An 8234-nucleotide genomic window follows, 5' to 3' on the forward strand; every position below is an offset into this window, starting at 1 on the left:
TCCGGTGATCATTCCTCCTGGAGAACACAAAATAGTGTTAACGGTAGATGAGAAATTAATTGCCGATCAAACAATACTATCAGCCGACGATGCCTTGGCTGAGTTTAGAGCGACGATGGAATCAACTTTAGAGTCTGTCGAATTATCCGTTGTCGTGCCTTTTCACAATGAAGAGTCAAATATTGACCACCTATTTGAGCGGCTCTTTTCCGTTCTCAATCGACTCAACCTGACGTATGAGATTATCTGTGTTGATGATGGCAGCCAGGATAATACCCTACAATATTTGATTGCTCATCACCAGCGAAATCCAGCGATTAAAGTCGTCAGTCTCTCCCGGAATTTTGGCAAAGAAGTTGCCTTGACAGCGGGGATTGATCACTCTCAGGGAAAAGCCGTTATCCCCATTGATGCTGATCTTCAAGATCCGCCAGAACTTATTGAAGAACTGATTAATAAGTGGCGCGAGGGGTATGATATCGTTTATGCTAAGCGTCATTTACGCTTAGATGATAGTTGGCTAAAACGCTTAACTGCTAAAGCTTTTTATTATACGATAGGCAAGTTAAGTCATGTGGATATTCCTGCCAATGTGGGAGATTTTCGCTTATTAGATCGGCGGGTTGTCCAAGGATTGAAACAGATGCCGGAACGCACTCGTTTCATGAAAGGTGTATTTGCGTGGGTTGGTTTCAAACAATGCTCCATCCTCTATGATCGCCAACCCCGTTACCAAGGACAAACCACGTGGAATTATTGGAAACTTTGGAATTTTGCCCTAGATGGAATTATCTCGTTTAGCAACATTCCCCTAAAAATTTGGACGTATGTGGGATTTTCATTGGCGGTTTTTGCATTCTTGTATGCCACGTTTCTGATTATTTTTACCCTAATTGTGGGAATTATCGTACCCGGTTATATGTCGTTAATTGTCGTTGTTCTCTTTCTCGGTGGTGTACAGTTAATCGGGTTAGGCATAATCGGGGAATATTTGGGACGAGTTCATGAAGAGGTTAAACAACGTCCCCTCTATTTAATTCAAGATCATCACGGTTTTACCAAAGTGCTGAAAAGCAAAAGTATAAGAACGTCAATACCAATGAGATAGATGTAGCCATGGATGCTCAAATGTACCAGCAAATGATGGAACTCCAAGACAAACATTGGTGGTTTGTCGCACGACGGTTGATTATCGAACAAGTAATCCAGACATTAAAATTGCCCGAATCCGCAGAAATTTTTGAAGTCGGATGTGGAACCGGAGGAAATTTAGAAATGCTTGCTCGCTATGGTGAAGTTTATGGGATGGAGTTAGATGAAACAGCACGCCTTTTTGCCAGTGATCTTAAACTCGGCAAAATTCAACCCGGTTGCTTACCTGACGATATTCCCTTCCCTGATAAAACCTTTGATCTGATTGTACTATTAGATGTTTTGGAGCATTTGGAAGACGATACAGGATCGTTGCAAGCGTTATCTAAAAAACTTAAACCTTCTGGCTGGTTGTTAATTACTGTTCCAGCTTATCCTTGGCTTTGGACTCGACAGGATGAACTCCTGCATCATAAGCGTAGATACCTGCGACGGAATTTGCAGCAAGTTGTTCGTTGTGCGGGTTATTGTCTGCATTTCAGTAGTTACTTTAATTTTTTCCTCTTTCCTTTAATTACTGGAGGACGACTCCTGCTAACGTTGTTCAATAAAAACGAGGATGAGCTAGTTATGCCACCAACGCTGATGAATCAACTGTTAATTAACGTATTTGCTTTTGAGCGCCATTTGATTCGTCGTTTATTTCTTCCCTTTGGGGTATCAATCATGCTTTTAGCTCAAAGAAATTAGTTAGAGCCTTATACCTATGTTGTTAAACTCAAAAAATAGCAAATTTTATCAAGACAAATTAATTTTCTATACAATCATAATATCTGGATTATTTTGCCTTATCCTCTTGGTTGATCATTTTATTCTGGATACTTTTGCTGCGCCAGGGCAATATACATCGTCAGAGCCTGAGTGGAATGCGGATCGTTTAACTATGGCATTTTTTGGAAAATATAAATTCAATTTGTATAATCCTGAAGATAGTGTTGGACCCCTGATTAGTGATATGTATGGACCATTACTGGCTTTGGCTTATTTGCCTGCGACAATCGCTAATTCTCCCACATGGGCGCTTGTTTTAGGTAAATTAATGTCACTAGGATTTTTCTTTATTCCCGTAATTTGGTTATATGTTAGTGAAACTTGGCAAAAGCAAAAGTTATCCTTATCTATACTCGCCTTAATTGCCTTTTTCTTTTTTACAACAGATATAAGAGCATTATCTTATGATGCTTTTAGGATTTGTGCGGATTGTCCAGCTTTAGGATTTTCCGCCTTAGCTTGTATCATCATTTACAAAGAACAAAACAAAAGTGAAATTCCTTTATACAAGTTATTGATCAGTGCCATTTTTGCTGTTTTCGCGGTGTGGACTAAGCAAATTGCTGTCCCGATATTAATTTCTTTGCCACTCTATATAATTCTGGCTTATGACACTAAAACTTTTAAACGGTATTTGGCTTGTTTAGTCACGAGCGGAGTCGTCATTTCTGGCATTTTAATCGTTGCCTTTAATCCGCAAGGATTATTATTTAATATGATTACCATTCCCAGTCATCAACCTTGGGAAGACGGCGATAATAAACTATCGGTTATTTTATCAGCGGCAGAAGAATTAGCGGGCTATTGTCTTTTACAAGGTGTTATCGTCGGCGTTGGCATTTTACTAACTGTACCCAATGACCTTCAGAAAATAAAAGATTGGATCAAAGAAAATCCTTGGCTTTTATTTTTCATGGTCAGTTTATTTTTTATTCCAACTTCTTTATTGGGTCGAGTAAAAGTTGGCGGAGATGCTAATGGAATGTATACGGTTTACTTTTTAACGCTTACGGCTAATTTAGTTTTATTACAAAAAGCCACAACTTTCTCCATAGAATCAGGCAGAGAAATTTTACAACGTGTCAGTCAAACAGGGTTAGTGGCTCTAGTAATTATGTTAACAATCTATAATGTAAATCTACCCATTCAGAATATTTATAAAACATTACCTAATTTTTTCAATAATGTTCATCAAGTTGTGTATGACTATTCTAAAAATAATCCGGGTCAAGTGTATTTTCCTTGGCATCCCTTATCGGTTCTCATGGCAGAAAATAAACTCTATCATATTGATTCGGGTCCGTTTGATCGGTATTTAGCTGGATATCCGATTAGTAAAGACGATTTTTTGGCTTATATCCCTGAAAATTTTACCATGATAGCGATACCAGCTTGGGCTGAGGAAAGAGGCGAGTACGGTAAATTTTATCTTCATTATTTACCCGATTTTACTCAGAAGATTGAAGTGCCAGATTTATCGGGTTTTGTTGTCTACACGAAAGCTTCGAGCCAGAACGTCTCTCATGTAAAAATGCCTTGAAATTTCTCATTAATAATGGTATGTTTAGTTGATTAGGTCGGCTGTGGAGTAATCAATGCCAGAAACAGGATTTTCGTCAAAAATTGTTAAATTCATGATCGGCGGAGGTGTGACAACCTTATTTAATCTAATCTTAATTTTTCTACTGATTGACTATTGGGGATGGAATACTCTTCTACTCCACAATGTCGCCAATGCTGTCTCAATTGAACTGTCTGTGTTATTGAGTTTTTTCATTTACCGCCTTTGGGTATGGACAGAAGGAGAATGGACGATTAAAAATGTTTTATTTAAGCAAATCCCCCTGTTTCATGTAGCGGCGGGAACGGTGATAGCTTCTCGAATTCTTTTTCTATTTCCGCTATTAGATTATTTCAATGTTGATCCAAAAATCAATACATTGGCTGGTGGTTTATTGGGTGCTGCGTTGAACTATGTGATCAGCGATCGCCTTGTATTTAAAAATGATAGTACCGATAAACAAACAGAAACTTTTAATCCCCAAAAACAGGAAAATTATTTATACTTATCTACTCAGGTTTCAGACTCAAATGATTATTGATAAATATCCGCATGAGGCAAAGCACTATTGACATTTTAATTTTTATATGCACAATAATACTCTTATTCTATCAATGAGAACACTTCAACTGAAATTATCAGATTTAAAATTAACCAATTTTTCTCAGGCAATTAATTTTTTATTATTATTTGTTGCTTTGTTTGCCGTATCGTTTACAGCTATTTTTATTAAAATTTCTGTTAGCGAAATTAGTTCTAATGCGACATTATTTAATCGCCTTTGGATTGTTACCATTATTTTTGGAATATGGAATGGCTTCAAAAAAATTCAATCTCAAAATTCGGAATCCGCAACCGATTTAACATCCCCAGCACCTAACTTTCAACCCTGGAAATTTTTTAAACAAGGGGGATTTCTGTTAGTAATTGTGGCAACGCTTCATTTATCTGGACGTTTTATCTGGACTTGGTCTTTAACCCAAACGACTGCAGCTAATGCAACCGTTCTTTCTAATATGACTCCGGTTTTCACGACTTTGGGGAGTTGGTTATTTTTAGGTCACTATTTTGATCGTCGTTTCTTAACTGGTTTAAGTCTGGCAATGTTGGGAACAATTACGTTGGGAGCAAGAGATGTATCGTTTTCGGGTGGGGAATTCATTGGTGATATAGCTGCTGTCTGTTCGGCGATATTTTACTCTATTGGTGGTTTGATTAGTCAAAAAGTCCGTCAGCATTTTGATTCCGCAACGATTTTGATGTGGCGATCTTCATTAAGTACAGTTTTTATGCTTCCAGTGGTACTAATTTTTGACAAGCAAATCTTGCCAATTTCTCCTTTGGGTTGGGTTGCTGTGATTGGTTTAGCAGCGCTTTCTGAAGCAACTGGTCACGGTTTAGCTATTTATAGTATGAAACACTTTACCGTTAGTTTTTTGAGCGTATTTTTTTTGTTAGAGTCTGTGGTAACAGCTCTATTAGCTTGGATTATCTTTGCTGAAAAATTGGGGGTACTTAACTGTTTCGCTTTTTTGACAATTATAGTAGGAATTTATTTCGCTAAAACGGGTAAAGGTGCTGAAATTAAGAAGTAATCAGTCGCCACGAATTTGATTAATAATGGTTGACAGGGGCCAATATCCCCAAGATTCGGTAATTTTCTGATTTTCAATCTTGAAGATTTCTAAGGCTTCAAACTCGACTTTCTCTCCCGTGGGTTCAATACCAACAAATTCACCTAAGTGGGTAGCACTAAAGCGTCCTCGAAAGACAACCTTATTGTTTTCTTCAATCAGCTCATCAATAACGACGTGAATATCGGGAAAACTTTGGTGGATAAGTTTCAGTATCTTAATCGCTGCTTCTACACTCTGAAGGGGTAATCCATGATCGATGTAATCTGGAGCAAAATACTGATGTATGGCTTCGTAATCTTTAGTATTGTAGATTTCAAAAAAACCCGCTACGATTTCCTTATTGGTGAGATCAGCCATAAAATTTATCCCAACTAAGATCACCTTTATTATACCACTATAGCAATCCGATCTGAGTCGTGACAATTTGCCGAAACCTGCTTCTGGCTATACCTTGTTTTCGAGCCAATACCTTGTTAAAATTCATCTATGATTTCCGATTACTTAATCATTGCCAAATTATATAGCTTTTGCATAAATTAAAATGAAATACAACAAACTAGGGGATAGTGACCTACTGGTATCTCAACTTGGCTTGGGAACGATGACTTATGGAAAACAAAATACCCTAGAAGAAGCCCACCAACAATTAGATTATGCGGTTTCTCAGGGAGTCAATTTTATTGATACCTCGGAAACTTATCCTTTCCCGAATACCATGGAAACCCCTGGAATAACCGAGGACTATATTGGTCAATGGTTAATTCATCAACAACGTGCTCAGTTAATTATTGCCACTAAAATAGCCGGAGTTCATCCCCAGTTAACATGGATTAGAAACGGTCAAAATCGTATCGATCACGCTAATGTGACAGAAGCAGTAGAAGGTAGTCTAAAACGCTTACAAACTGACTATATTGATTTGTATCAGATCCATTGGCCCGATCGCTATGTTCCTTTATTCGGGGAGCCTGACTATGATCCTCAACGGGAGAGGGACACCGTACCGATCGCAGAACAATTAGAAGTTTTTGCTCGTCTAATTCAAGCGGGTAAAATTCGTTATTTAGGGATTAGTAATGAAACCCCGTGGGGGGTTTGTGAATTTTGTCATATTGCTCAACAGTTAAATTTACCCAAAATCGTTTCGATTCAGCATGGGTTTAGCCTAATTAATCGTAAGTTTCATACAACGTTAGCTGAAATGTGTCGGTTTAATCATGTAGGATTATTGGCTTATAATCCTTTAGGGTTTGGTATTTTAACAGGGAAATATGTCTCAGAAATTCCCAAAAATTCTCGGCTAGATTTATTTAAAGGAATTTATTGCCCTGATGATTACCCTAATCTCCTAGAAGCGGGACGGAGTTATGCTAATTTAGCCCATAACTATGGAATCAAACCCGTACATCTGGCATTAGCGTATGTGAGAACCCGTTGGTTTGTCACCACTACGATTATTGGCACAACAAAGCTCGAACAATTACAAGAAAATTTGAGCAGTATTGATGTTGAACTAGATGAGGCAATTTTAAAAGAAATTGATGCTATTCATCGCCGTTATCCTAATCCAACTCCCTAAGTTGTCATCGAAATTTCTAATTAAGACTAGGGGTGAGTAGCTCTACTGTATCCTCATCAAGGGTAAAATACAGAGTGTTTTTGTTTTATTAACTTAAGCCCATGAGAATTCTCTTTGTTATCAACTTGCCTTACAGCAGCATAGAAATCTTAGCACAAGAGGCTCTTTCGGTTCTGGAACCTCAAGGAATTGAAATCCTCTGGGTATACATGAATCAGCTTATCGAACTGATTGATACCTGTCCCGAAATGTTGAAATTCGTGGACTTGATTCATTTTATGATTGATGTTCAATCCTTCTCGTATGATCATATCAAAAAAGCGGCTGATCTACGTCCAATCCTAACCAGCTATCACCATTGGAACTTTAAAGAAATACCAAAACAGTTGGAGTTAGTTGATCACATATTTTACGTTGCTAAAGGGTTAGAATCAGAAGTACAACAGCTAAAACCCGAAAAAGCCACCACAAGTATTGTCTGTAATGGAGTAGATACAAAAGTATTTTATCCAACTCTAAATCAAAAAAACCGTGATAATTTTGTGATTGGGTTTTTCGGAACGCAACGTCCCAATAGTCGTAGCGATCGCAAAGGAAGTCGGCTACTACTAGAAGCGACAAAAATCATGGTTGAATCGGGCTACAAACCCGCTTTTTTAATTATGGGTTACGGCTGGAAAAATTTCGTCCCAGCTCTGAGAAAACTAGGTTGTAAAGTTTCCTATAAAGTCAGTGTTCCACGAGAAGATGTCCCTAAATACTATCATCAACTCGACCTCTATGCGATAACGTCACGCATCGAAGGCGGTCCCTTAACCCTTCTAGAAGCGGGAGCTTGTGGTATTCCAATCATATCAACTCCTGTCGGTATTGCGGTAGAACTTCTTGCCAAACCTGGATGTGGCAAACTGCTTTCGGGATTCGATAGTCAAGAAATCGCCGAAGCGATCATTTTTAATATGGAAAATCCCCAGATAGCTCAATCAAGAGCTGAAGTTTTACTTCAAGAAATCCGTCAATATTGGACTTGGGAAGAGTCTTATAAAGACTTACCTCAAACGTATTTTGATATCTATAACAGAATAGCTAAATCAGCACCGCTAAATTTATCGAGCATCAATCGGGGTGATATACCTCCCTATCTCAATTTGCAACAAGATGCCGTCTTACAAAGACGCATTGCTAGAAACTATGCGTTGTTTTATTTTGCATTCTGTCTCTATGATCATGGTGAAAAAATCGCCGCTTTACGGACAGGATTACCGCTTTTGCCTAAGATAAAACCTAGCTATTTTTGGCAGGAACTTCAGCGCGAGGAACATTGGTAAAAGATTATGTACAAGGGTGAGGGCAAATGTACAAGGGTGAGGGCGCAAGCCTTGCGCCCCTACGTTTACCGTTCAAGCGATGGGTGAAGGCTCCCACGCTCTTTAGCTGGGAGATGAAACCGAGCGAACCGTCTAGGTAGCGAATAAATTCGCCAGTCAAATAATTCGGATAACGTTCTACTATTGTGGTAATGTAAATACAAGTC

8 protein-coding genes are annotated in these 8234 nt (G+C 38.4%); 7 read left to right on the top strand and 1 reads right to left on the bottom strand.

What is annotated here, in order from left to right; all coding sequences use genetic code 11:
- Window positions 1-115: 115 nt before the first annotated feature.
- The 5 genes from RIM23_RS07820 to RIM23_RS07840 all read left to right on the top strand — a co-directional run bounded on the left by RIM23_RS07820 (window position 116) and on the right by RIM23_RS07840 (window position 5079).
- On the top strand, window positions 116-1108 hold the full coding sequence (locus RIM23_RS07820) for a glycosyltransferase family 2 protein (protein WP_446365964.1): 993 nt from the start codon (window positions 116-118) through the stop codon (window positions 1106-1108).
- Window positions 1109-1116: 8 nt separating this feature from the next.
- Window positions 1117-1842 carry a class I SAM-dependent methyltransferase gene (locus RIM23_RS07825; protein WP_446365944.1) on the top strand — a complete coding sequence of 242 codons (726 nt, stop codon included), beginning with the start codon at window positions 1117-1119 and terminating at the stop codon, window positions 1840-1842.
- A gap of 106 nt (window positions 1843-1948) precedes the next feature.
- Window positions 1949-3463, top strand: coding sequence for a hypothetical protein (locus tag RIM23_RS07830; protein ID WP_446365946.1), 1515 nt, complete (start codon window positions 1949-1951; stop codon window positions 3461-3463).
- Window positions 3464-3518: 55 nt separating this feature from the next.
- Window positions 3519-4025: a GtrA family protein gene (locus RIM23_RS07835; RefSeq protein WP_446365948.1), complete on the top strand. Its 507-nt coding sequence runs from the start codon at window positions 3519-3521 to the stop codon at window positions 4023-4025.
- A gap of 73 nt (window positions 4026-4098) precedes the next feature.
- On the top strand, window positions 4099-5079 hold the full coding sequence (locus RIM23_RS07840; RefSeq protein ID WP_446365950.1) for a DMT family transporter: 981 nt from the start codon (window positions 4099-4101) through the stop codon (window positions 5077-5079).
- On the opposite strand, the gene RIM23_RS07845 is transcribed toward RIM23_RS07840, so the two are convergent.
- Window positions 5080-5478, bottom strand: a complete 399-nt coding sequence (locus tag RIM23_RS07845) for an ester cyclase (protein ID WP_446365952.1) — start codon at window positions 5476-5478, stop codon at window positions 5080-5082. It abuts the gene before it with no gap.
- Between the two features lie 184 nt (window positions 5479-5662).
- On the opposite strand from RIM23_RS07845, the gene RIM23_RS07850 reads away from it, so the two are divergent.
- Window positions 5663-6700, top strand: coding sequence for an aldo/keto reductase (locus RIM23_RS07850; RefSeq protein WP_446365954.1), 1038 nt, complete (start codon window positions 5663-5665; stop codon window positions 6698-6700).
- Between the two features lie 101 nt (window positions 6701-6801).
- Window positions 6802-8028: a glycosyltransferase family 4 protein gene (locus RIM23_RS07855; RefSeq protein ID WP_446365956.1), complete on the top strand. Its 1227-nt coding sequence runs from the start codon at window positions 6802-6804 to the stop codon at window positions 8026-8028.
- Window positions 8029-8234: the final 206 nt, after the last annotated feature.

The organism is Coleofasciculus sp. G3-WIS-01, assembly GCF_040223135.1.
GTDB lineage: Bacteria > Cyanobacteriota > Cyanobacteriia > Cyanobacteriales > Coleofasciculaceae > Coleofasciculus.